At 71.7% G+C, this 22,661-nt stretch carries 18 protein-coding genes and 1 tRNA gene; 6 read left to right on the top strand and 13 right to left on the bottom strand.

Annotation, left to right across the window (positions count from 1 at the left end):
- The first annotated feature begins 6 nt into the window (after positions 1-6).
- The gene (locus tag ACWGKQ_RS14225) at positions 7-3,426 is read left to right on the top strand and encodes a S41 family peptidase (protein ID WP_453292192.1); all 3,420 of its coding nucleotides are present in this window, start codon (positions 7-9) and stop codon (positions 3,424-3,426) included.
- Positions 3,427-3,481: 55 nt separating this feature from the next.
- Here ACWGKQ_RS14225 and ACWGKQ_RS14220 read toward each other — a convergent pair whose 3' ends face one another.
- Positions 3,482-4,012: a peptidoglycan-binding domain-containing protein gene (locus tag ACWGKQ_RS14220; protein ID WP_453292191.1), complete on the bottom strand. Its 531-nt coding sequence runs from the start codon at positions 4,010-4,012 to the stop codon at positions 3,482-3,484.
- Between the two features lie 563 nt (positions 4,013-4,575).
- On the opposite strand from ACWGKQ_RS14220, the gene ACWGKQ_RS14215 reads away from it, so the two are divergent.
- Positions 4,576-8,298, top strand: coding sequence for an nSTAND1 domain-containing NTPase (locus ACWGKQ_RS14215; protein WP_453292190.1), 3,723 nt, complete (start codon positions 4,576-4,578; stop codon positions 8,296-8,298).
- Positions 8,299-8,377: 79 nt separating this feature from the next.
- On the opposite strand, the gene ACWGKQ_RS14210 is transcribed toward ACWGKQ_RS14215, so the two are convergent.
- The 4 genes from ACWGKQ_RS14210 to ACWGKQ_RS14195 all read right to left on the bottom strand — a co-directional run bounded on the left by ACWGKQ_RS14210 (position 8,378) and on the right by ACWGKQ_RS14195 (position 12,101).
- Positions 8,378-8,626 (bottom strand): hypothetical protein, encoded by a 249-nt coding sequence (locus ACWGKQ_RS14210; protein WP_453292189.1) that lies wholly within the window; start codon positions 8,624-8,626, stop codon positions 8,378-8,380.
- A 90-nt stretch (positions 8,627-8,716) separates the two neighbouring features.
- Positions 8,717-9,601, bottom strand: a complete 885-nt coding sequence (locus ACWGKQ_RS14205) for an SDR family oxidoreductase (RefSeq protein ID WP_453292188.1) — start codon at positions 9,599-9,601, stop codon at positions 8,717-8,719.
- Positions 9,598-10,554 (bottom strand): alpha/beta fold hydrolase, encoded by a 957-nt coding sequence (locus ACWGKQ_RS14200; protein ID WP_453292187.1) that lies wholly within the window; start codon positions 10,552-10,554, stop codon positions 9,598-9,600. Before ACWGKQ_RS14200 ends, ACWGKQ_RS14205 begins: the two co-directional genes overlap by 4 nt.
- The gene (locus tag ACWGKQ_RS14195) at positions 10,551-12,101 is read right to left on the bottom strand and encodes a flavin-containing monooxygenase (RefSeq protein ID WP_453292186.1); all 1,551 of its coding nucleotides are present in this window, start codon (positions 12,099-12,101) and stop codon (positions 10,551-10,553) included. Before ACWGKQ_RS14195 ends, ACWGKQ_RS14200 begins: the two co-directional genes overlap by 4 nt.
- Positions 12,102-12,299: 198 nt before the next feature.
- Between ACWGKQ_RS14195 and ACWGKQ_RS14190 the strand changes: the two genes are divergently transcribed.
- Both ACWGKQ_RS14190 and ACWGKQ_RS14185 read left to right on the top strand, forming a co-directional pair.
- The gene (locus tag ACWGKQ_RS14190; RefSeq protein ID WP_453292203.1) at positions 12,300-12,920 is read left to right on the top strand and encodes a MerR family transcriptional regulator; all 621 of its coding nucleotides are present in this window, start codon (positions 12,300-12,302) and stop codon (positions 12,918-12,920) included.
- 468 nt (positions 12,921-13,388) lie between these two features.
- The gene (locus tag ACWGKQ_RS14185; protein WP_453292185.1) at positions 13,389-14,435 is read left to right on the top strand and encodes a recombinase family protein; all 1,047 of its coding nucleotides are present in this window, start codon (positions 13,389-13,391) and stop codon (positions 14,433-14,435) included.
- On the opposite strand, the gene ACWGKQ_RS14180 is transcribed toward ACWGKQ_RS14185, so the two are convergent.
- The gene (locus tag ACWGKQ_RS14180) at positions 14,402-15,226 is read right to left on the bottom strand and encodes an exodeoxyribonuclease III (RefSeq protein WP_453292184.1); all 825 of its coding nucleotides are present in this window, start codon (positions 15,224-15,226) and stop codon (positions 14,402-14,404) included. The two genes, ACWGKQ_RS14185 and ACWGKQ_RS14180, sit on opposite strands and share 34 nt — an antisense overlap.
- A gap of 58 nt (positions 15,227-15,284) precedes the next feature.
- Here ACWGKQ_RS14180 and ACWGKQ_RS14175 point away from each other — a divergent pair, with 58 nt between their 5' ends.
- Complete coding sequence (locus tag ACWGKQ_RS14175; RefSeq protein WP_453292183.1) at positions 15,285-15,797, top strand: GNAT family N-acetyltransferase; 513 nt, start codon at positions 15,285-15,287, stop codon at positions 15,795-15,797.
- Positions 15,798-15,955: 158 nt separating this feature from the next.
- On the opposite strand, the gene ACWGKQ_RS14170 is transcribed toward ACWGKQ_RS14175, so the two are convergent.
- From ACWGKQ_RS14170 to galU, 7 genes are all read right to left on the bottom strand, one after another.
- Positions 15,956-16,029: transfer RNA gene (locus ACWGKQ_RS14170), tRNA-Ala, on the bottom strand.
- Between the two features lie 104 nt (positions 16,030-16,133).
- Entirely contained in the window at positions 16,134-17,417 is a 1,284-nt protein-coding gene (gene sepX / locus ACWGKQ_RS14165; RefSeq protein WP_453292182.1) for a divisome protein SepX/GlpR, read from the bottom strand.
- A gap of 184 nt (positions 17,418-17,601) precedes the next feature.
- The gene (locus ACWGKQ_RS14160) at positions 17,602-18,309 is read right to left on the bottom strand and encodes a GNAT family N-acetyltransferase (protein ID WP_453292181.1); all 708 of its coding nucleotides are present in this window, start codon (positions 18,307-18,309) and stop codon (positions 17,602-17,604) included.
- A 20-nt stretch (positions 18,310-18,329) separates the two neighbouring features.
- A complete protein-coding gene (locus ACWGKQ_RS14155; RefSeq protein ID WP_453292180.1) occupies positions 18,330-18,857 on the bottom strand; it encodes a MogA/MoaB family molybdenum cofactor biosynthesis protein in 528 nt (175 codons plus the stop codon).
- Complete coding sequence (gene moaC / locus ACWGKQ_RS14150; RefSeq protein WP_453292179.1) at positions 18,854-19,366, bottom strand: cyclic pyranopterin monophosphate synthase MoaC; 513 nt, start codon at positions 19,364-19,366, stop codon at positions 18,854-18,856. Before moaC ends, ACWGKQ_RS14155 begins: the two co-directional genes overlap by 4 nt.
- Before the next feature lie 208 nt (positions 19,367-19,574).
- On the bottom strand, positions 19,575-20,897 hold the full coding sequence (gene glp / locus ACWGKQ_RS14145; RefSeq protein WP_453292178.1) for a molybdotransferase-like divisome protein Glp: 1,323 nt from the start codon (positions 20,895-20,897) through the stop codon (positions 19,575-19,577).
- Positions 20,894-21,805 (bottom strand): UTP--glucose-1-phosphate uridylyltransferase GalU, encoded by a 912-nt coding sequence (gene galU / locus ACWGKQ_RS14140; protein WP_361287254.1) that lies wholly within the window; start codon positions 21,803-21,805, stop codon positions 20,894-20,896. Before galU ends, glp begins: the two co-directional genes overlap by 4 nt.
- A 61-nt stretch (positions 21,806-21,866) precedes the next feature.
- Here galU and ACWGKQ_RS14135 point away from each other — a divergent pair, with 61 nt between their 5' ends.
- Positions 21,867-22,529: a 5-formyltetrahydrofolate cyclo-ligase gene (locus ACWGKQ_RS14135; RefSeq protein ID WP_453292177.1), complete on the top strand. Its 663-nt coding sequence runs from the start codon at positions 21,867-21,869 to the stop codon at positions 22,527-22,529.
- The last annotated feature ends 132 nt before the right edge of the window (positions 22,530-22,661 follow it).

The following is a 22,661-nucleotide window of genomic DNA, read 5'->3' as shown; positions in this document are numbered from 1 at the left end:
GGGGAGGTGAGCTATCTGCGCCTGCCCCATCTCAGCGGCGACATGCTGTGCTTCGTGGCCGAGGACGACCTCTGGCTGACCTCGCTCGACACCCCGGGCCGCGCCTGGCGGCTCACCGTCGACCGCACCAAGGTCGGCCACCCCCGCTTCTCGCCGGACGGCCGCCGGATCGCCTACACGAGCTGGCGCAGCCTGGTGCCCGAGATCCACCTCGTCGACGTCGACGGCGGGCCCGGCCGGCAGCTGACGTACTGGGGCAGCGCCGACACCCGGGTGTGCGGCTGGACACCCCCCGACAGGGAGGGCACCGCGGACATCCTGGCCGTCGCCTCGCACGGGCAGCCCTTCTCCTATTTCAGCTGGGCCTACAAGGTCTCCCCCGACGGCGACCCGGGCCGCAAGCTGCCCTGGGGACCGGTCGCCGACATCCAGGTCGCCGACATCGCCGACGAACGCCGGACCCTGCTGCTCACCGGCACCCCACCCCATGAACCGGCCGGCTGGAAGCGCTACCGGGGCGGCGCCATGGGCCGGCTGTGGCTGCACGGGCAGCGACTGCTCGACGGCATCGGCGGCCATCTGTGCGCCCCCATGTTCGTCGGCGGCCGGATCGCCTTCCTCTCCGACCACGAGGGCGTCGGCAACCTCTACTCCTGCGCCTACGACGGCTCCGGCCTGCGCCGGCACACCGACCACGACGCCTTCTACGCCCGGCACGCCGCCAGCGACGGCACACGCGTGGTGTACCAGTGCGCGGGCGACCTGTGGCTCGTCGACGACCTCGGCCCGGACGCGACACCGCGCAGGCTCGACGTACGCCTGTCCGGGCCGCGGGCGGGGCGCCGCCCCTACCAGGTGCCGGCCGCCCAGCACGTCGACGGCATCTCGGTCGACGAGACGGGACGGGCCAGCGCCGTCGTCGTACGCGGCAGCCTGCACTGGCTCACCCACCGCGACGGCCCGGCCCGCACCATCGCCGACACGCCGGGGGTACGGGTGCGGCTGCCGGAGATGCTCGGCTCGACCGGGCAGATCGCGTACGTCACGGACGCCGGGGGCGAGGACGCGGTCGAGATCGCCCACCTGCCCCGGGCCAGCGGCGCCCGCCCACCGCGCCGGCTGGCCTGCGGGAAGCTGGGCCGGGTGCTCGAACTGGTCTCGGACCCCCTGGGCGAACGGCTGGCCGTGGCGGCACACGACGGACGGCTGCTGCTCATCGACGCGACGGAGGAGGTTGAGGTCGTCGAGGGTTCTGTTGATTCCACTGACGGCCTTGATCACGTTGACGACGTTGACGACGTTGACAGGGTTGACGGGGTTGACGACGTTGACGGGGTTGATGCCTCCGCGCCCGCCGACATTGACTCTGCCGACGACTCTGTTGACGGCACGGACTCCGGCAACCCGGTCACCGAGCTGATCCAGTCGGTCAACGGACCGGTCCGTGATCTGGCTTTCTCCCCGGACGGGTCATGGTTGACCTGGTCGCATCCGGGCATCGGCCGCTCGCTGCGGCAGATCAAGATGGCGCGCATCAGCGACCGGCTCGTCATCGACGTCACCAACGGCCGCTTCGAGGACGAGAACCCGGTCTTCACCCGCGACGGCCGCTACCTCGCGTTCCTCTCCTGGCGCGGCTTCGACCCGGTGTACGACGTCCACACCGGCGACCTGTCGTTCCCGCTCGGCTGCCGCCCCTACCTGGTCCCGCTCTCCTCGGCGACCCCCTCCCCCTTCGCCCTCAACCCGGACGGACGCCCGGCCGCCGGCGGCCTGGACCCCGTCGAGGACGAGGAGCCCGGCGACGGCAGCGCGGTCACGGTCGAGGTCGAGGGCCTGGAGAGCCGGGTGACCCCGTTCCCGGTCACCGCCTCCAAGTACTCGGCGCTGTACCCGGTCGCGGGCGGCGGCCTGGTCTGGCTGCGCTGGCCGATCTCGGGCGCGCTGGGCGAGACCTTCGTCAACCCGGCCGACACCAGCGGCCGGCCGACCCTCGAGTACTTCAACATCAGCAAGGCGAAAAAGTCCGAACTCGTGGACCACCTCGACTGGTTCACCGTCAGCGGCGACGGCAGCCGGCTCGTCGTGGTCGACGAGGGCGAGCTGCGGGCCGTTCCGTCGACCGAGTCCGGCGACGGCGACACGACCGTCTGGATCGACCTGCGCCGCATCCTGCACGAGGTCGACCCGCCCGCCGAGTGGCGCCAGGCGTACGCCGAGGCCGGCCGCCTCATCCGGGACTACTTCTGGGACCCGGGGATGTGCGGCATCGACTGGAACGGCGTGCTCGACCAGTACCGCCCGCTGGTCGAACGGGTCGCCTCCCCCGACGACTTCGCCGACCTGCTGCGCGAGGTCCTCGGCGAACTCGGCACCTCGCACGCCTACGTCACCCCGGCCCGCCGCAACGAGGGTCCGCCGCACTACCAGCGCTTCCAGGGCCTGCTCGGCGCCAACCTCGTACACCGGGACGGCGGCTGGACGGTCCAGCGGATCCTGCCCGGCGACTCCTCCGACTCCAAGGCGCGTTCCCCGCTCGCGGGCACCGGCATCCGGGAGGGTGCGGTCCTCACCCACGTGGACGGCAGGCCGGTGGACCCGGTGACCGGGCCGTTCCCGCTGCTCGCGGGGGCGGGGGCCACCACGGTGGAGCTGACGTTCACCCCGGGCGAGGGCGAGTCGGGGCCGCCGCGCCGGGTCGCCGTCCTCCCGCTGATCGACGAGCGGCCGCTGCGCTACCAGGACTGGGTGGCCAAACGCCGCGAGGTGGTACGGGAGATGAGCGGCGGCAAGTGCGGCTACCTGCACATCCCGGACATGGGCGGCTCGGGCTGGGCCCAGTTCAACCGCGATCTGCGCATGGAGGTCTCGCGCCCGGCGCTCATCGTCGACGTGCGCGGCAACGCGGGCGGCCACATCAGCGAACTCGTCGTGGAGAAACTCACCCGGACCATCCTCGGCTGGGACCTGACGCGCGACGCCCAGCCGGTGTCGTACGCCTCCAACGCCCCGCGCGGCCCGATCGTCGCGCTCACCGACGAGGCCACCTCCTCCGACGGCGACATGATCGCGGCCGCGATCAAGCTGCTGAAGCTCGGCCCGGTCGTCGGGCAGCGCACCTGGGGCGGAGTGGTCGGGATGACCGGCCGGCACCGCCTCGGCGACGGCACGGTGATCACGGTGCCGATGAACGCGGCCTGGTTCGAGGACTACGGCTGGTCGGTCGAGAACCACGGCGTGGCCCCCGATCTGGAGATCCTGCGCACCCCCCTGGACTGGGCGGAGGGCCGCCACGTCGAGATGGACGACGCGATCCAGCTCGCCCTGGACCTCCTGACCGACCACCCGGCAGCGGTCCCCCCGGACTACACCGAGGTCCCCGACCGCTCCCGCCCGAAGCTGCCGCCGAGGCCGGAGTCCCCTTGACACAAGTGCGCGAGGGCACCCCGGCCGACACCGGCCGGGGTGCCCGGGAGCGGGTTCAGCAGCCGGAGGAGGAGGTGTAGGAGGCGTTCCGCCAGGCGGTGTTGAGGTAGATCTGGTAGATGCCGCCGACTCGACGGAAGATCACGACGCGCCCCTCGGTCCCCGTGTACTTGATGTCCCTGCCATTGCCCTGATCGGTGAGCCACTGGTCGGCGGTGCCCATGGTCTTGGGGCCGGCGCTGCCGTCGACGTCCAGGCTTCCGGCGCCGAACTTCACCTGCCAGTTCTTCGTGGCCGCGGTGGTGTTGGGCCCGTAGTCGCAGTCGATTCCGGAGGCGGGAAGGAGTCCGTCGGCCCACAGGATGTCCTGCCACAGGGCGGTGGCCAGGCTGGTGCGGTGCGAGGAGGAGTCCAGGGGGCCTTCGTCCCCGAAGTCGTCCTGCACGTCGCCACCCCAGCCGCCGCCGACCACGTACCCCTGGCTGACGGACGCGGTGGCCGCCGGAGCGACGGAGACCGCCCCTGCCGTCAGCGCCGCGGTCGCCATCGCCGCGGCCAGCACCTTCCGTGAAGAAAACGCGATCATGACTTTCCTTCCTGCTGGTGGTTGATTCCGATTCCCGATGAGGGATTCGCGACTTATCCGTTGCTTCCTGGTTTTCTCCGCGTATTGCGGTGCGGCGAAAGCCATGTGGTTATTCCAGTGGCGTCCAAGTTGATTGACATCCCCTTCCGCGCCGCCGATCAACAGCCCCCCATGCGCGGCGAATTACCGGACGCCCGATCCGCTTCCGCCCTGATGCCGCCGGAGCCGGCGGTCCGCGGTCCGGGGGAAGCACGCCGGAGGAGCCCGCGCCACCTGGCCGTTCCCGGTTGATTCGGGTGCAGAAAGGGCCTGTCAATCAACTCTCGCGCTGCTGCAATCGAAGACGAGGAAGGGCCGCCGGCAACGCGGCCGACCCGGGCGGTGGGCTTGCGCCCCCCTGACCGGTTGTCCCGCGTTCCCCACGGGGGAGGGAACGCGGGACAACCGACGGACAGGGATCCGGGAAATCGGCCGGGCGATGTCTGTTGCGGGCAGGCCGTGGCACCTCATCGTGGATCCGCGCAATCCGCGGGCGTATTTCCCTGAGAAGGAGCATCACTCACGTGGGTCGTCCTGAGAGTCCACTGGATCCCGAGGCCGGACCGGTCCAGCGCTTCGCCCATGAGCTGCGCACGTTGCGCCAGGAGGCCGGCGGGCCCACCTACCGCTCCATGGCCGAACGGTGCGGATACGCGCCCGCCACTCTCTCCGAGGCCGCCGCCGGGGAGCGGCTGCCCTCGCTGGCCGTGGTCCTGGCGTACGCGACCGCGTGCGGCGGGCGCGCCGCCGACTGGGAGCGGCGCTGGCACCAGGCCGCGCGGGAGGAGGAACAGGAGCAACTGGCGCCCGACGACGGGACACCGGGCCCGTATCTCGGGCTGTCGCGTTTCGAGCCCGGCGATCACGACAGGTTCTTCGGCCGGGACCGGCTGACGGCCGATCTGGTCCGGACGGCCGGGGCGCACCGCTTCACCGGGCTCGTCGGCATGTCCGGCAGCGGGAAGTCCTCGCTGCTGCGAGCGGGCCTCATCCCCGCGCTGCGGCAGGCCCCGCCGGCGGCCCGCCCGGCGGCCATCCGGATCCTCACCCCCGGCGAGCGGCCGGCCGACCGGCACGCTCCCGCTCTGACCCCTGCGGCCGGTGAGGGGGAAACCTGGGTGCTGGTCGACCAGTTCGAGGAGGTGTTCACCCTCTGCCACGACAGCGACGAGCGCGTCAGGTTCATCGAGCACCTGCTGACGGCACTCGACGAGGACAGCCGCCTGCGCGTGGTGATCGCGGTGCGTGCCGACTTCTACGGCCGCTGCGGCGAGCACCACGGCCTCGCCCGCGCCCTCCAGAGCGCCAACCTGCTCGTCACGCCGATGAGCAGGGAAGAACTGCGGGAAGCGATCGTCGGACCGGCCGCCGCCCACGGTCTGACGCTGGAGCGCGCACTCAGCGCGAGGATCATCGACGAAGTGGCGGACGAACCCGGCAGCCTGCCGCTGATGTCCCACGCCCTGCTGGAGACCTGGCGCCGCCGCAGGGGCAAGACCCTCACCCTCAAGGCCTACGAGGCCGCCGGCGGCATCCACGGCGCCATCGCCGGCACCGCCGAGCAGGTCTACACCCGGCTGCGGCCCGAGCAGGCCGCCCTCGCCCGGAGCCTGCTGCTGCGCCTGATCACCCCCGGCGAGGGAGCCCAGGACACCCGCCGCCCCGCGCCGCACAGCGAACTCAACCCCACGAGCGGCGCGGACACCGACCAGATCCTCGAACTGCTGGCCCGCGCCCGGCTGGTCACCCTCGACGACGACACCGTGGACCTCGCCCACGAAGCCGTCATCACCGCCTGGCCCCGGCTGCGCGACTGGATCGACACGAGCCGTGAACTCCTGCGCGGACAGCGCCGCTTATCCGAGGCGGCCAAGTCCTGGGACGAGCTCGGCCGTGACCCCGGCGCCCTCTACCGCGGCACCCGGCTCGCCACCGCCGAGGAGACCTTCACCGCGGAACAGCAGGACCACCTCACCCCGCTGGAGAAGGACTTCCTGGCGGCGAGCCTCCAGTCCCGCGACGACGAACGCAGACAGACCGCTCGCAGGACACGCCGACTGCGCGCCCTCGTCGCCTGTCTGGCGTTCCTGCTCGTCGCGGCGCTCACGGCCACCGGCACCGCGCTCGACCAGCGCCAGAGCGCGGTCACCGCACAGCGCCAGGCCCAGTCCCGCCAGCTCGCCGCACAGTCCACCGCCCTGCTGGGCAGCGACTCGGACCTGGCCTCCCTGCTGGCGATCCAGGCCTACCGCACCAGCCCCACCCGCGAAGCCACCACAAGCCTGTACGCCGCCGCGAGCGTGCCACTCGAACACCGCATCGCGGCCAACGCCGAGACGGTGGAATCGGTTGCCTTCAGCCCCGACGGCAGGACGGTGGTGACGGCCGGCAGCGACGACGACTTCGGCGCCGACTACATCAAACTTTGGGATGTCGCGAGTGGTCGTCGACGGTCCACTCTGGCCAGTTCCGGCAATGCCGTATGGTCCATGGCCTTCGACCGCGGGGGAGAACGTCTCGTCACCGCGGGGGTCGCGGGTGTCCGAGTATGGAACGTCGCGAAGGGCCGCGTCGAAACGCGTGCCGCGATATCCGACAAGCGTGTGGAGGCCGTTGCTTTCGTTCACGGCCGGGCGATGGCGGTGAGCGACGCCAGACGCGTGTGGGATGTGGCCGCAGGCCGCGTGAAGACCACTCTCTCCGCTCCTCCCGGCTTCGAAATGACGGTGGCCTTCAGCCCGGACGGACACACCGTGGCCACGGGCGGGCACAACCGAAGGATCTATCTGTCGGACCTGACCACCGGCCAAATCAGGGCAACGCTCACCACCGACTCCCTGGACTCCTTGCAGTCGGTGGCCTTCAGCCCTGACGGGCACACCGTGGCCACGGGAAGCGGATCAGGGGTGGTACGACTCTGGGACGCGGCCACCGGACGCGCCGAGGCGAGCCTCACCGGTCACAGCGCCACCGTCCGCACCCTGGCCTACAGCCCGGACGGCACGACCCTGGCCTCCGGCAGCGACGACGGCACCGTACGGCTGTGGGACGTCTCCGGCCGCCGGCTCAGAATCACTCTCACCGGGCACACCGAGGCGGTGAACTCGGTCGCGTTCAGCCCGGACGGTGCCACCCTGGCCTCCGGCAGCAGCGACGGCAGCGTACGGCTTTGGGATGCCGCCAGCCGTCAGCCCAAGGCCACACTCCACAAGCCCGGGACCGTGGACAGCACGGTGGCGTTCAGCCCAGACCGCACCACCCTCGCCGTCGGTACCGCGGCGATGGACTCGCCCGACAGCACCGTACAGCTGTGGGACACAGCGACCGGTGACATCACGCACGTGCTACCGGGCCGCCGAGGCACCGTAGACATGGCTTTCAGCCCCAGCGGCCGCACGCTGGCGACCAGCGGATCGGCGGAGACCGTAGAGCTGTGGGACTCGGCGACCGGGCGGAAGGAGAAGACCCTTCCCAAAGCAGGAACGGCGGTCGCGTTCAGCCCGGACGGCACCGCCCTCGCCACCGTCCGGGACTTGGGCACCGTCGTTCTCAAGGACGCTGCCACCGGCCGTACGAAGAAGGTCTTCCCAGACAGGCACACCGAAGGAACGATGCCATCGCTGGCTTTCAGCCCCGCGGGCACGATGCTCGCCGTGAGTGGCCATTTCGGACGGGTGCGGGTGCTGGACGTGAACAGCGGACACGTCGTGTCCACCCTGAACATGCCCGAGGACGAGACCAAGGCTGAGACATCAGGACCTGCGAGAGAATTGGATCCGTCGAACAACGCTGTCGTGTCGATCGCTTTCAGCCCGGACGGCGCCACCCTCGCCACCAGCAGCAGAAACGGCACCGTACGGCTGTGGAATCCAGCCACCGCCGGCATCAAGGACACCTTCCCCAACGCGGGGACAACCGTGGCTTTCAGTCCGGACGGCACCACCCTCGCCACCGGCCACAGTGACGGCGACGACGGCGGATCGGTGTCGCTCCTGGACGTTGCCACCGGGTACTCACGTGCCGAATTCGTCGGCCATACCGGCGAAGTGCAATCCCTGGCCTTCAGTCCCGACGGCCACACACTGGCCAGCGGCGGCAGCGACGGCACGGTACGGCTGTGGAACGTCACCCTGCCCGTCCCGGCCCGGCTGGTCCACAACCTCTGCGCCGCCATCCACCGCGACATCACCGACCGGGAGCGGGACCTGTACCTGCCCGGCTCCACGCACCAGTCCGTATGCGGCTGAAGACGCAGCGCAGGGCACCCTTCGAACGAAGGGCGCCCCACGCGCGTTCAGCCCAGGTCAGGCCGAGTCAGGCGCAACGCTACGCGTCGTAGTCCTGGTCGAACCGGTCCTGCATCTCCTGCTCGGTGTCGTCCAGGTTCTGGCGACCGCGCTCAGGAATCTGCCGACCACGCTCCTGCGCCTGCTTGCCGCTCTGCTGACCCTGCTGGTGGGCCTGCTGGCCGCGCTCCTGCGCCTGCTGGCCGCGGTGCTTGGCCTGCTCCTGGGCCTCGCGCATCTTCTGCTTGCCCTGGTCCTGCATCTTTCCGGCCTTGTCCTTCATACCCATGTGGGTTCACTCCCGTGGAGGGTGAGGGGGGATCGGCCCTCAGTGGGGCCTCGACCAGACTCACACGGGCCGACTACGCTCGCATTTCGATCAATGACGGTGCGTAGCGCGCGCCTCCTCGTCGGCCGCCCCACCTGCACCGACGAGCCCCGTGCGGACGCCCTGCAAGCGGGGCGCGAACCGCTTCATCTCCCGCTGCCCGACCGTGCCGATCAGCGCCGGCAGGTACCCGCGCACGCCCTGCATCCCGCGCAGCCACCGCTGCCCGTACACATGCGCCGAGCGCCGCTCGATGCCGGCCACGATCCGGTCCACGGCCGGTCCCAGCGGGTACGTCTTGTTCGCCGGCCACGGCAGCCGCTGCCGCAACTCCCGCATCACCTCGTCCTGGTCGGCGCCGCGCACCATGTCGGTGTCCGTCCAGGACAGGTACCCGACCCCGACCCGCACCCCCTGGTGGCCGACCTCGGCGCGCAGGCTGTGCGCGTACGCCTCCACGCCCGCCTTGGACGCGCAGTACGCCGTCATCATCGGCGCCGGCGTGATCGCGGCCAGCGAGGCTATCTGCAGCAGATAGCCGCGGCTCTCGGTGAGGACCGGCAGGAACGCGCGGGCCGTCACCGCCGAGCCGATCAGGTTGACCTCGATCACCCGCCGCCAGGCCTCCGGGTCGGAGTCGGCGAACGGACCGCCGTTCGCCACCCCGGCGTTGGCCACCACGATGTCGACCTTCCCGAACCGCTCCTTGACCTCCCGCGCGACCCGGCTCATCGCCTCGTGGTCGGTGACGTCGGCGTACCAGTGCGCGCTGTCGGTGTGCAGCCGCCCGGAGACCTCCTTGAGGGCCTCCTCCTCCAGCCCGACCAGCGCGATCCTCGCCCCGCGCGCGGAGAGCTTGCGGGCGAGCAACTCGCCGACCCCGCGCGCCGCTCCGGTGACGACGGCGACCTGTCCTTCGAGACCGACCCTGCTCATGAGCCCTCCTTGATCCGCTCGGGCCCGTCGGCACCGGCTGCTTCAGGGGCGCCGGTCACGTACGCGGCGACCAGTTCCCGGATCTTTCCGTTGACCGTCTCCGGTGCCTCGACCGGAGTCATGTGGCCCATGCCCGGCAGTTCGAGGAGGCCGAGGGGGTGCGGCAGCGCGGCGGCCAGCGCGCGGGCGTGCACCGGGGGCGTGAGCCGGTCGGCCGTGCCGGTGACGATCGCGGTGGGTGCGTGCAACTCCCGTACGCCGTGGTCGAGATCGAGCTGCGCGAGGACGCGCCCCCAGGCGTGGCGCACGGCGCGCGGGCAGGCGTGCACGATCCGTGCGCACGCCTCCACCATGTGCGGGGCGGAACCCGGGCCCAGGGTCGCGTACTTGAGGATGCGCCGCGCGACGGGCGTGACCGGTCCGAGCGGGGCGCGCGAGGCCAGGACCCGCGCCGTGAGCCGGGTGCGCAGGCCGCCGGCGCGCAGCGGCAGCACGCGCGCCTCCGCGACCAGCCGCGAACTGCCGGTACTGCACAGCAGGACGGCGGCGGCGTGCTCGCGGAAGCGGGGGCGTGCGGCGGCCGCCATGACGGTCATGCCGCCCATGGAGTGGCCGACGATCACGGCACGTTCACCGCGGGCGAGGGTCTGCGCGAGCACCGCTTCGAGGTCGTCCGCCAGCGCATCGGTGGTGCACGCGGGGCTCGCGGGACTGCGCCCGTGCCCCCGCTGGTCGTACGCGATCACCCGGTGGTCGGCGGCCAGGTCGCGGATCTGCGCCGCCCAGAAAGCGGTCGAACAGGTCCAGCCGTGGGCGAGGACGACGGGGGGCGCGTCCTCGGGGCCGTGCACCTCGGCGTGCAGGCGGGCGCCGTCGGCGGAGACGACGGTGAGTTCGCGCGCGGGGGCGGGCGGGGCGTACGGCCCGGTGGTCACGTGGGTGAGCCGGCTCATGCGCCCACCTCCACGTCCGCGGCCTTCTCGCCGCCGATGGCGGTACCGGTACCGGTACCACTACCGCCACCGGGCAGGGACGGGCGGATCACCTCGTACTCCGCGAGGTCCACCCGCTGGGTCGCCCGCCGGAACTCCGTGGTCGTACCGGGCCAGATGGTGGTGTTGCGGCCGCTCGCGTCGAGGTACCAGCTGGTGCAGCCGCCGGTGTTCCACACCGTGCGCTTCATGCGCTCCTGGACCCGGTGGTTCCAGGCGGCCACCGCACCGGGCCGCGCGTCCAGGGCCACCCGGCCGCCGAGGACGCCGAGCTGGCGCAGGTAGTCGGCCAGGTAGTTCAGCTGGGACTCGATCATCAGGATCATGGACGAGTTCCCGAGGCCGGTGTTGGGCCCGATGATCGTCATCCAGTTGGGGAACCCGGCGGCCGAGGCACCGCGCAGCGCCTCCATGCCGCCCTTCCAGGCCTCCGCGAGGGTCCGTCCGTCGGCCCCGACGACCCGCTCGGCGATGGGCATGTCGGTGACGTGGAAGCCGGTGCCGAAGATGATCACGTCGACCTCGGCGCTGCTGCCGTCGGCGGCCACGACCGTCGACCCTCGCACCTCACTGAGCCCGCTCGCCACCACGTCCACATTCGGCTGGGCCAGCGCCGGATAGTAGGAGCTGGAGAGCAGGATCCGCTTGCAGCCGATGCGGTAGTCCGGGGTGAGTCTGGCGCGCAGCGCCGGGTCCTTGATCGAGCGGGCCATGTTGCGTTTGGCGATGCTCTCGATCAGGCCGAGTTCGTCGGGCCGCTTGGTGAACGCCTGGACCTGCAGTTCCCGGATGCCCCACAGGAGCCCGCGCCGGGCCCGGGTGGTGAAGGGCAGCGCGCGGTGCAGCCGGCGCTCGGCGGTGCTGATGGCCCGGTCGGCGCGGGGCATCACCCACGGCGGGGTGCGCTGGAAGAGGGTGAGGTGCGCGACCTCGGGCTGGACGGCGGGCACGATCTGGATCGCGGAGGCGCCGGTGCCGACCATGGCGACCCGCTTGCCGCGCAGGTCGTGGTCGTGGTCCCAGCGGGCCGAGTGGAAGACCTTGCCGGGGAAGGTGTCCAGCCCGGGGATCTCGGGGATCTTCGGGTCGGACAGCGGCCCGGTGGCGGAGACGACGACGTCGGCGGAGAAGGAGCCGGCGGCGGTCTCGATGTCCCAGCACAGCGCCTGGGCGTCCCAGGTCATCCGCTTGACCTCGGCGTCGAAGCGGAGATGGGGCCGCAGCCCGAAGACGTCGGTGACGTGCTCCAGATAGGCGCGGATGTGCTCCTGCCCGGAGAAGGTGCGCGGCCAGTCGGGGTTGGGCGCGAAGGAGAAGGAGTACAGATGGGAGGGCACGTCGCAGGCGCACCCCGGGTAGCTGTTGTCCCGCCAGGTACCGCCGACGCTGCCGGCCCGCTCCAGGACGACGAAGTCGGTGATCCCCTCCCTGCGCAACCGCACGGCCGCGCCCAGTCCGCCGAACCCGGACCCGATCACCGCCACCCGTACATGCTCGTGCTGGGCCATCCCGGAGCCTCCACACATCGACCGCGATTACGCCAGTGAACACTGGCACGGTTGGACTGTAGAGCAGCTGTGTACCGATGGGTAGAGGCCGGAAGAAGGAAAGTTACCGGCGGTACAACATAGGCTGCGCACGTGACGGACGACGGCGGACGAGCAACCCCCACGGCCTCCGCCCAGGGCGGCGGGCGCGAGTACCGCATGGAGGAACTGGCCGGGCTGGCCGGCATCACCGTGCGCACCCTGCGCTTCTACCGCGAGCGCAAGCTGATCCCGCCGCCCCGCCGCGAGGGCCGTATCGCCTGGTACGACGACCACCACCTGGCCCGGCTGCGCACGATCTCGGCGCTCCTGGACCGCGGCCACACCCTGAACGGCATCGCCGAGCTCGCGGAAGCCCTCGACCAGGGCCGCAACGTCGCCGACCTGATCGGCATCGGCGCCCCCACCGAGGAGGAGCCGGTCCGCCTGACCCCCGAGGAGCTCGCCGCCCGCTTCGAGGGCGAGGTCACCCCGGAGAACCTCGCCGCCGCCATGGACCTCGGCTACCTCGGCACCGACGGCGACGACATCGTCCACATCAGCCGCCGCCTGCTGGACGCCTCCTCGGCCCTGGTCCGCGAGGGCTTCCCGCTCGCGGAGGTCCTGGCAGCCGGCCGCACCGTCCGCGAGCACGCCGACGCCCTCGCCGAACTCTTCGCCGAACTCGTCCTGCGCCACGGCCCCGAGGAGGACATGGAACGCCTGCGCCCGCTGGCCCGGAGCGTGGTGGAGGCAGAGGTGTCCCTGGCCCTGGACCGACGGCTGCGCAAGCGGGCCTAGGTCACCGATCGCACATATCACTCTTTCGAGGTACTTTCCGACGAATCTTCCTCGTGCCGATGTTCGTGCTCCGAGAGTGAGATCGAAAAGGCCCCGGCGGCTGTGCGACCAGCCCCGGGGTACGGCCGACTCTGTCTAGGAGCGTCGACGTGCCCAAGCGTAGCCCTCAAGCAACTCCGCCCACCCCATCCCATCCTCGCCACGCCGGGCGGCCAAGAGCCCTTGCCGCCGTGCGTCTCAGCTGTCTCACCAGCGCGACGACCTCGCCGGCCCGGCAGCGCGCAATCATCCGACTCAGCGCCGAACAGCTCGGCTTCGACCTGGTGGCCGAGGCGTCCGACCTGGGTGTCTCGGCTCGCCAGAGGTCGCCGTTCGAGAGGCCCTCTCTCGTCCTGGCTGCTGCTGCCTCAGGCGTTCGACGCGATCATGTGGTCCCACGTGGACCGCGCCGCACGTTCCGTGGCCCACATGGTCGAACTTGCCGCGTGGGGGCGGAAGTACGGGCGGACACTCGTCTTCGGCATGCCCGACGCCGAGCGACCCCTCGTGGTGACACCGCAGGCGGACAGCTCGACCATCCGGCGGTGCATGGACCTCGCCCATGATGCCGAGAGGGAGGCCCACACCATCTCCGCGCGCCTCAGCAGCAGTCACGAAGCGCTGCGGGCAGCGGGTCGCTACGGCGGCGGCCTGGTCCCTTTCGGATACCGGAAGGCGCCGCACCCCTCGGGTAGCGGGTGGTGCCTGGCCCCTGACCCCGAGTCCGCCGCCCTCGTCCGTACGATCATCGCCGACGTACACGAGGGACGCTCCCTGGTCGCCATCGCGCGCGAACTGAACGAGTCGGGAGTACTCGTGCCACGTGACCGCCATGCCCAGCTCCAAGGTCGCTCGACGGGCGGGCGGCGGCACGGACGGGACTTCGACCGTTTCCGGTGGACGTCAGGCACCTTGTCCAAGGTGCTGCGCGGTCCCTCGCTGATGGGACACCGGACACATGGCGGGCAGACGGTTCGCGACGCATACGGCGACCCGGTGCTCGTAGGTGAACCGCTGCTGACCGACGAGGAATTCCAGGACCTGCAAGAAGTCCTGGCGACCCGCGCCAACGGCACCCGTCGGCCGAGATCCCGGACGACCGCCCTCCTCACCGGCGTCGCGCATTGCGCAGGTTGCGCGGGGCGCATGTACCTCGCCGTACGCAAGGGGTATCCGTACGGCGACTACACGTGCCGTGCAACAGCGCGCGGCGAAGCCTGTCCCGCCCCGGCCGCAATGCGCTCCCACTGGCTCGAGGCGTACACCGTCGACCGCTTTCAAGAGGCCACGTCGACGGACAGGCCCGTCTCACGCGAGCTCCTGCTGGAAAGCGCCGTCCGCGTCACTGTCGGCAAGGGGCGCTGCGGTGGCGGCCCGGCACGTCTCCTCGGACCGGACATCTCACGTCTGGCCTTCGCACTCGGCGAGGACACCGGTCCGCGTCACATCTCGAAGACCACCGTCACCGGAGCGTGATCCGACCACCGCTCCTCATGACTGGCCGCTCGCTCCACCACTGCCTTGACGGCGCGGGCGGCCAGCCCAGGGGTCGCCACGGCGAGGTCGATGCGCCATCCCGAATCGTTGTCGAAAGCCCGCCCCCGGTACGACCACCAGGAGTACGGCCCCTCGACGTCCGGGTGCAGCGCGCGCACGACGTCGACGTATCCGCCGTCGGCCGGGTCCAGGACGTTGCCGAGCCACTCCCGTTCCTCCGGGAGGAAGCCGGAGTTCTTGGTGTTGCCTCGCCAGTTCTTCAGGTCGGTCTGGCGGTGGGCGATGTTCCAGTCACCGCAGACGACGACCTCGCGCCCGTCGGCGGCGGCCCGCTCGCGCAGTTCCTTCAGGTAGGCCAGGAACTCGCCCATGAACCGGTACTTCTCGTCCTGCCGCTCGGTGCCCACCTCTCCGGAGGGGAGATAGAGGGAGGCGACGGTGACGCCGGGCAGGTCGGCCTCGACATAGCGGCCGCTCGCGTCGAACTCGTCCGACCCGAAGCCGACGCGCACGCGGTCGGGCTCACGCCGGGTGTACAGGGAGACCCCTGCGCGCCCCTTGGCGGCCGCGGGGGCGTGCACCACATGCCACCCGCCGGGCGCGCGCACCTCTTCCGGGAGCTGCTGCGGCTCCGCGCGCACCTCCTGGAGGCAGAGCACGTCCGCGGAGGTCTCCGCGAGCCACTCCACGAAGCCCTTCTTCGCGGCGGCCCGCAGTCCGTTCACATTCACCGAGGTCACAGTCAGCACGCGGGAACGATACCGGCACACTGGACGGAGTCCTGATGTCCACCGCGTTCACCGCCTGCACGAATATACGATGCCTTACATGAATATACGTCCGGTCGCCTTCGACCACCCCGACGCCGTCAAGCTGAACGACGAGGTCCAGGCCGAGTACCAGCTGCGCTACGGCGACGGCGGCGACGCCACCGTCCTCGACACGGCCGACTTCCAGCCGCCGAACGGCGTCTACCTGATCGCGTACGACGAGTCCGACCGCCCCGTGGCCACCGGCGGCTGGCGCAGCCAGGACGCGAACGGCGAGGGCAACGAGGACGGCGACGCCGAACTCAAGCGCATGTTCGTCATCGACAGGATGCGCGGCCGGGGTCTGGCCCGCCGCATGCTCGCGGCCCTGGAGGACGACGCCCGCACGGCCGGCCGCCTCCGCATGGTCCTGGAGACCGGCACCAAGCAGCCGGAGGCCATCGCCCTGTACACCTCCAGCGGCTACGAACCGTGCACCAAGTTCGGCTACTACCGCCACTACGAGTCGAGCCGCTGCTTCGCCAAGGCCCTGCGGGCGGACGGACCGGCGGACGCACCGGTGGACCTGTAGGCCGTGACCTCCGCGACCTCCGCAGCCCCCGCGCCCTCCGCAACTGCCGCGGCGGACCTGCCGGGTGGCGGCCCAGCCGCCACCCGCCGGACCGACGGGCCGCGGAACGACGAAGACCCCGCACGATCTTCACGATCGTGCGGGGTCTCATCGTGCAGTGGACCTGAGGGGATTTGAACCCCTGGCCCCCTCGATGCGAACGAGGTGCGCTACCGGACTGCGCCACAGGCCCTTGCAACGAGTGAAACTCTAGCATCCCCGTCGGGGTGCTTGGAAATCCGTTCCCTGACTGGTCAGGCGCGGGGTGCCGAGGCGCCCCGCGCCCTAGTCGTCAGGTCATTCGTTGGCCGCGCGCGGGCGGTCGCCGTCCTCGTACTGGTCGAAGAGGGGCGTGCGGCCGCGCTCGCGTGCCCGGCGGGCGGAGGCCGCGCGGCGGGCGTCGGTCCGGCCGTCCGCGGTCCTGTCGTCGTCGGCGGGCACCGGCTCCTCCGCCTCGGCCTCCGGTGCCGCCGGCTTGGTCTCCTGCTCCGGCACGACGGCGCTGGACCGTGCCGAACTCCACGCGTCCGGCGCCCCCAGGTCCACGTCGGAGGTGGCACGCGGCGCGACCGGCGCGGTCACGTACGTCGGCAGGGGCACCGGTACCGGGTCCCAGCTGTCCCCGTGCCCGGGCCGCCGCTGCCGCTCGCGCTGCTGGTCGACCCACTCGGCGTGATCGGTCTGCTCGACGAGGGCGCGCCGGTCGGCGGCGAGGGCGGACAGGCCGGGGTCGGTCCCGGTCTCTGGTCCTTCCTCCGGTTCGTCCGCGCCGGTCCCGTGGTCCAGGGGCGGGCGCCGGCGCGGCTGGCGCTCCCGCAACCGCTGCGCGGCGACCTCGGCCTGCCGCCGGTCCATCTGGTAGGCGAAACGCCGGCGCTCCTGTGCGCGCAGGTAGGCGATGTAGGCGCTGAGCATGAGGGCGGGCACGCCCGGTGCCCACAGGAACGCGAGCCCCCCGACGGCGGCGACGATCGCGCCCAGCGTGAACGCGACGAAGAGCATGACGGTGGTGCGCCGACGGCGGGCGAGCGCTTTCGAGCGCCGGGCGCGTTCCGCGGCCGCCTGCGCGGAGGGTGCGCGCCGTGGGGCCGGAACCTGCTTGCGTGCGGGCGTGGCGCCGGACTTGGGCGCCGACGTGGACGTGGAGACGGATGCCGAGGCGGGTGCCGGGGCCGGGGCGGGCACGGTGCCTTTCTGACGGGACGGCGCGGACGGGGACTTGGCCGCCTGCGCGACCGCCTGGCCGCGTGCCGGTTCGTGACGCCCGGGTGCCTCCGGCTCCAGGTCTGCCCGGACCTGACGACGGGTCGGAGGCATGGCGAAGGCTCGGACGTCCACCGAGTCGGTGACGGCGTCCGGCTCGCCGGCGTCCTGCTCCCCCTCCGAGGCGGAGCGCGCCCGCAGGTCCCTGGCGTACCGGCGCTCCATCCCCGCCCGTCCGGACAGCAGCCGGATGGCGGTGCTGAAGCGTTCCGTCGGACGGGCCTCGTTCAGCTCGTCCTGCCTACGGAGCCACATCGGCACCAAGTAGGCGGCCCAGGCCCCGACAATGACTGCGTAGATGAGGCCGCTGCTGCTCACGCCTCACACGGTAGAGGGGTTTGCGTGGGGCCATCTGCCAATTGCGCCGGTGTGTCGCACGATCCGGCTGATATTTCGAGCTTTTTTTGTGACCGATGCGATCAGCAGGCCGCCGGAGCCGCGAATTCAATGCCCTGAGTTGGTCAACAACCGATCAATTTCGAACAAGCATTCAATTTTTCGGCTAGCCGGGATTCCCTGGGGTGTTCTGCGGATTCCAGGGCCCGTTCGGAGTGCCCGTCGGACCCGGACCCCGACCCGGCCCCGGACCCCGACCCGGGCCCGGCGCCTTCGCGGACGTACTCCGGGAGCGTGCCCGCTGCCAGCGGGCGAGCAACCCCTCGGGCACCTCTTCCGCGGTGAGCGCGAAGACGAGATGGTCGCGCCAGGCGCCGTCGATGTGGAGATAACGCGGCCGCAGCCCCTCCTCGCGGAATCCGAGTTTCTCCACGACCCGGCGGCTGGGCCGGTTCTCCGGGCGAATGCAGACCTCGATGCGGTGCAGACCGACGGTGCGGAAACAGTGGTCCACCACGAGCGCGACGGCCGTCGGCATCACCCCGCGGCCGGCCACCCCCTGGTCCACCCAGTAGCCGACGTGCCCCGAGCACATCGACCCCCAGGTGATCCCGGCGACCGTCAACTGCCCCACCAGGCGCCCCTGGTACTCGATGACGAACGGCAGCATGCGGCCCGCGTTCGCCTCGGACCGCAGGTGCCGGACCATCTGCCGGTAGGTCGGCCGGTGCACGACCGGTCCGCTGGGCGTAGGCGGCGGGATGGTCGCCTCCCACGGCCGCAGCCAGTCGCGGTTGCGCCGGTTGACCTCGCGCCACTCCCGCTGGTCGCGCACCCTTATCGGCCGGAGGACGACATCGCCGTCCACCAGCACGACGGGCCAGGACGGGCTGTTCAGCTCGCACCCCCACTGCTGGGTCTCGGGTGGTCGCCGCCGCGGATCTGGTCGACGGCGTGTGCCAGCAGCGGCTCCAGGACGGCGAGGCCGTCCCGCACCCCGCCGGTGGACCCCGGAAGGTTGACGATCAGGGTCCGGCCCGCCACTCCGGCCAGGCCCCGGGAGAGCGCGGCGGTGGGCACCTTCTCCCGTCCGAACGCCCGGACGGCCTCGGCGATGCCCGGCACCTCGTAGTCGAGCACCGCGCGGGTCGCCTCGGGCGTGCGGTCGGTGGGCGAGACGCCGGTGCCGCCGGTGGTGACGACGACGTCGTACCCGGCGTCGGCCGCCGCCCGCAGCGCGGCCGCCACGGGGTCCCCGTCGGGTACCACCTGCGGCCCGTCCACGGCGAATCCGAAGCCCCGGAGACCGGCCGCGAGCAGCGGGCCGCCCTTGTCCTCGTAGACGCCGGCGGCGGCACGGTTGGAGGCGGTCACGACCAGCGCCCGGTACGGCGCGGTGCCGGCCGCCGGCCCGCCCGTCACGCCCGGCTCCAGTCGCCCGACTTGCCGCCCGTCTTCTGCTCCACGCGTACGTCCGTGATGACCGCTCCCTTGTCGACCGCCTTGACCATGTCGATCACGGTGAGCGCCGCGACGGAGACCGCGGTGAGGGCCTCCATCTCGACTCCCGTACGGTCCGTCGTCTTCACGGTGGCCGTGATCTCCACCGCGTCGTCCGCGACCGACAGATCCAGTTTCACACCGGAGACCGACAAGGGGTGGCACAGCGGGATCAGGTCGGGGGTGCGTTTGGCGCCCATGATCCCGGCGATGCGGGCGGTGGCGAGGGCGTCGCCCTTGGGCACGCCCTCGCCGCGCAGCAGCTCGACCACGCGGGGCGAGACGAGGACCCGTCCGCTCGCGCGGGCGGTGCGTGCGGTCACGTCCTTGCCGGACACGTCGACCATGCGGGCGGCGCCCGCGTCGTCGATGTGTGTCAGTCGGTCTGGCACAGAGGGTCCGGGGGTGTCCCCCCGGAAGGGCTCAGTCATGCTGTGTGGCGCTCCCGGTCCTGGCCCGTCGCGGTGCGGCGCTCGGGCCTGCTGTGCGCGACACGGTACCGCCAAGGCGGCACACGACAGCGGGCAGGACCGCCCGGCGGACGGGTGCACGCGCGTGGCGGACGCCCGGCGGACGTCCCCGGCCGGGCAGTCGGCTCCTGGCCGAGCAGGTCGGCTCCTGGCCGAGCTGGACGGCCTCCTAGCCGAGCAGGACGACCTCGACGTCCGTGCCGGGCTCCACGGACTCCGCGTCCTCGGGTACGACGATCAGCGCGTCGGCGTGGGCCAGGGCCGCGACCAGGTGCGAACCGGCGCCGCCCACGGCGGTCACCTCGCCGTCGGCGTACGCCCCGCGCAGGAACTGCCTGCGCCCCTTGGGCGAGCCCAGCGCCTTGTCGGCCCTGAGGGTCGCGGTGGTGCGCGGCCGGTGCACGTCGTCGAGGCCCATCAGGGTGCGGATGACGGGGCGGACGAACAGTTCGAAGGAGACGTACGACGACACGGGGTTGCCCGGGAGCGCGAGCAGGGGCGTGTGGTCGGGGCCGATGGAGCCGAAGCCCTGGGGCTTGCCGGGCTGCATGGCGAGCTTGCGGAAGTCGATGCCGCCGCCGGGCTCGTCCTCGTCGCCGACGTGCGCCAGCGCCTCCTTGACGACGTCGTACGCCCCCACGCTGACTCCGCCGGTGGTGACCAGCAGGTCGGCGCGGACGAGCTGGTCCTCGATGGTGGCGCGGAGCGTCTCGGCGTCGTCGACGACGGCGCCCACCCGGTAGGCGATGGCGCCCGCGTCCCGGGCGGCGGCGGTGAGGGCGAAGCTGTTGGAGTCGTAGATCTGGCCGCTGCCGAGTCCCTCGCCGGGCTGGACGAGTTCGCTGCCGGTGGACACGACGACCACGCGCGGGCGCGGGCGTACCCGTACCGTGCCGCGGCCGACCGCGGCGAGCAGCGCGATCTGCGGCGGGCCGAGGACGGTGCCGGCCGCCAGGGCGAGGTCGCCCGCCTTCACGTCGCTGCCCCGCGCGCGCACGTGCGCGCGGGCCTCGGCCGGCCGGTGCACGCGCACGTGCCCCTCGGCGCCCTCGGGCGCGCGGCTGCGTGCCCGCATCCCGGCGACCGGTCCCTCGCCGAGTCCGCCGTCGGTCCACTCCACGGGGACGACGGCCTCGGCACCGGGGGGCAGCGGGGCGCCGGTCATGATGCGGGCCGCCTGGCCGGGGCCCACGGGGGTCAGCTCGGCCGCGCCCGCCGCGACGTCCCCGACGACCTCCAGGACGGCCGGGAACTCCTCGCTCGCGCCCGCCACGTCCGCGACCCGTACCGCGTACCCGTCCATGGAGCTGTTGTCGAACGGCGGCAGCGCGAGGGGCACCGTGACGTCGTCGACCAGCACACAGCCCTGGGCGTCGAGGAGTTGCAGCTCGATGGGTTCCAGGGGGCGGACGGTGGTGAGGATGTCCTCCAGGTGCTCGTCCACCGACCACAGGCGGTCCGGGCCGGCGGGACGGGTCGCGGTGCTGCTCAACTCTGCTGCATCTCCTCGGCTACGTAACTGCGAAGCCAGGTCCGGAAGTCCGGGCCCAGGTCTTCACGTTCGCACGCGAGCCTGACAATGGCACGCAGATAGTCGCCCCGGTCGCCGGTGTCATAGCGGCGGCCCTTGAAGACGACGCCGTGCACGGGGCCGCCGACCTTTTCGTCCTGGGCGAGCTGCTGGAGGGCGTCGGTGAGCTGGATCTCGCCGCCGCGGCCCGGCTCGGTGCGCCGCAGTATGTCGAAGACGTGCGGGTCGAGGACGTAACGGCCGATCACCGCGTAGCTGGACGGGGCGTCCGCCGGGTCCGGCTTCTCGACCAGGCCGGTCACCTTGACGACGTCGCCGTCGGCGGTGGTCTCCACGGCCGCGCAGCCGTAGAGGTGGATCTGCTCGGGGTCGACCTCCATGAGCGCGATCACGCTGCCGCCGTGCTGCTCCTGGACCTCGATCATGCGCTGGAGCAGGGGGTCGCGCGGGTCGATCAGGTCGTCGCCGAGCAGGACGGCGAAGGGCTCGTGGCCCACGTGCGGGGCCGCGCAGAGCACGGCGTGGCCGAGGCCCCTGGGGTCGCCCTGGCGCACGTAGTGCATCGTGGCCAGGTCGCTGGACTCCTGCACCTTGGCGAGCCGGCCGGCGTCGCCCTTCTTCTGGAGCGCCGACTCCAGCTCGTAGTTGCGGTCGAAGTGGTCTTCGAGAGGGCGCTTGTTGCGTCCGGTGATCATGAGGACGTCGTCGAGCCCCGCCGACACGGCCTCCTCGACCACGTACTGGATCGCCGGCTTGTCGACGACCGGCAGCATCTCCTTGGGAGTGGCCTTGGTGGCCGGCAGGAACCGGGTGCCGAGGCCTGCCGCCGGAATGACAGCCTTGCTGATCCTGGGGTGCGACTGAGTCATGTCCGCAACCTTATCCGGTCGCTTTGCGGAGAATCTGAGGCACCGGTTAATTGGCACTCATATGAACCGATTGGGAAGGGTGCGGGAGCGACCTGTGGAGCACTGTGGACCTGGAGCCGAGGGTGACAAGCGAACGTTGCGCCGAGAATTCCTCGGGGTGAGGAACAGGTTGACGACGGATGTCGTCAGGAAAGCGGCCGACGCGCTGGCCGAACATGCTCTGGAGCTGCCGGAGCTGGTGCGTGCGCGCACGGTGGCGGCGTACGTCTCCGTCGAGAACGAGCCCGGCACGCTCACGCTGCTGGACGCGCTGCTCGCGCGGGGGGTACGTGTCCTGCTCCCCGCGCTGCTGCCGGACCACGACCTGGACTGGGGCGCGTACGCCGGGGAGGGCTCCCTCGCCCGCGTCCAACACGGCGGGAAGATGGCGCTTTTCGAACCCTCCGGTGAACGCCTCGGGCCGGACTCCGTGCTCGGCGCGGACGCCGTGCTGCTGCCGGGGCTCGCGGTGGACGCGCGCGGGATGCGCCTGGGGCGCGGCGGAGGGTCGTACGACCGGGTGCTCGCGCGCCTGGAAGGAGCGGACGCGCACCCGGCGCTCGTGGTGCTGCTGTACGACACGGAGGTCGTCGAGCGGGTGCCCGCGGAGGCGCACGACCGGCCGGTGCAGGCGGTGGTGACGCCGTCGGGGGTACGCCGGTTCACGGGTCCGGACGCCCTGTGAGCCGCACATGAAACGGACCTTGCCCCTCACATGAGACGGCCCACCACGCGCGCGGGGAGGGCCGTCTCACCCGCGGGTGCCCCTCCGCCACAGGGCTTGATGACGAGGGTGTAGCTGGTGCTAGTGTAGACC

This window comes from Streptomyces sp. NPDC054770, assembly GCF_053611985.1.
Note: the sequence above shows the minus strand (reverse complement) of the source record. Positions and strands in the feature narration are given on the sequence as shown.

What these genes read in the sequence shown, in the direction of transcription:
- ACWGKQ_RS14220 (WP_453292191.1), bottom strand. Translation starts at nt 4,012, where the DNA reads ATGATCGCGTTTTCTTCACGGAAGGTGCTGGCCGCGGCGATGGCGACC.
- ACWGKQ_RS14210 (WP_453292189.1), bottom strand. Translation starts at nt 8,626, where the DNA reads ATGGGTATGAAGGACAAGGCCGGAAAGATGCAGGACCAGGGCAAGCAG.
- ACWGKQ_RS14205 (WP_453292188.1), bottom strand. Translation starts at nt 9,601, where the DNA reads ATGAGCAGGGTCGGTCTCGAAGGACAGGTCGCCGTCGTCACCGGAGCG.
- ACWGKQ_RS14200 (WP_453292187.1), bottom strand. Translation starts at nt 10,554, where the DNA reads ATGAGCCGGCTCACCCACGTGACCACCGGGCCGTACGCCCCGCCCGCC.
- ACWGKQ_RS14195 (WP_453292186.1), bottom strand. Translation starts at nt 12,101, where the DNA reads ATGGCCCAGCACGAGCATGTACGGGTGGCGGTGATCGGGTCCGGGTTC.
- ACWGKQ_RS14190 (WP_453292203.1), top strand. Translation starts at nt 12,300, where the DNA reads ATGGAGGAACTGGCCGGGCTGGCCGGCATCACCGTGCGCACCCTGCGC.
- ACWGKQ_RS14185 (WP_453292185.1), top strand. Translation starts at nt 13,389, where the DNA reads ATGGTCGAACTTGCCGCGTGGGGGCGGAAGTACGGGCGGACACTCGTC.
- ACWGKQ_RS14175 (WP_453292183.1), top strand. Translation starts at nt 15,285, where the DNA reads ATGAATATACGTCCGGTCGCCTTCGACCACCCCGACGCCGTCAAGCTG.
- moaC (WP_453292179.1), bottom strand. Translation starts at nt 19,366, where the DNA reads ATGACTGAGCCCTTCCGGGGGGACACCCCCGGACCCTCTGTGCCAGAC.
- galU (WP_361287254.1), bottom strand. Translation starts at nt 21,805, where the DNA reads ATGACTCAGTCGCACCCCAGGATCAGCAAGGCTGTCATTCCGGCGGCA.
- ACWGKQ_RS14135 (WP_453292177.1), top strand. Translation starts at nt 21,867, where the DNA reads ATGAACCGATTGGGAAGGGTGCGGGAGCGACCTGTGGAGCACTGTGGA.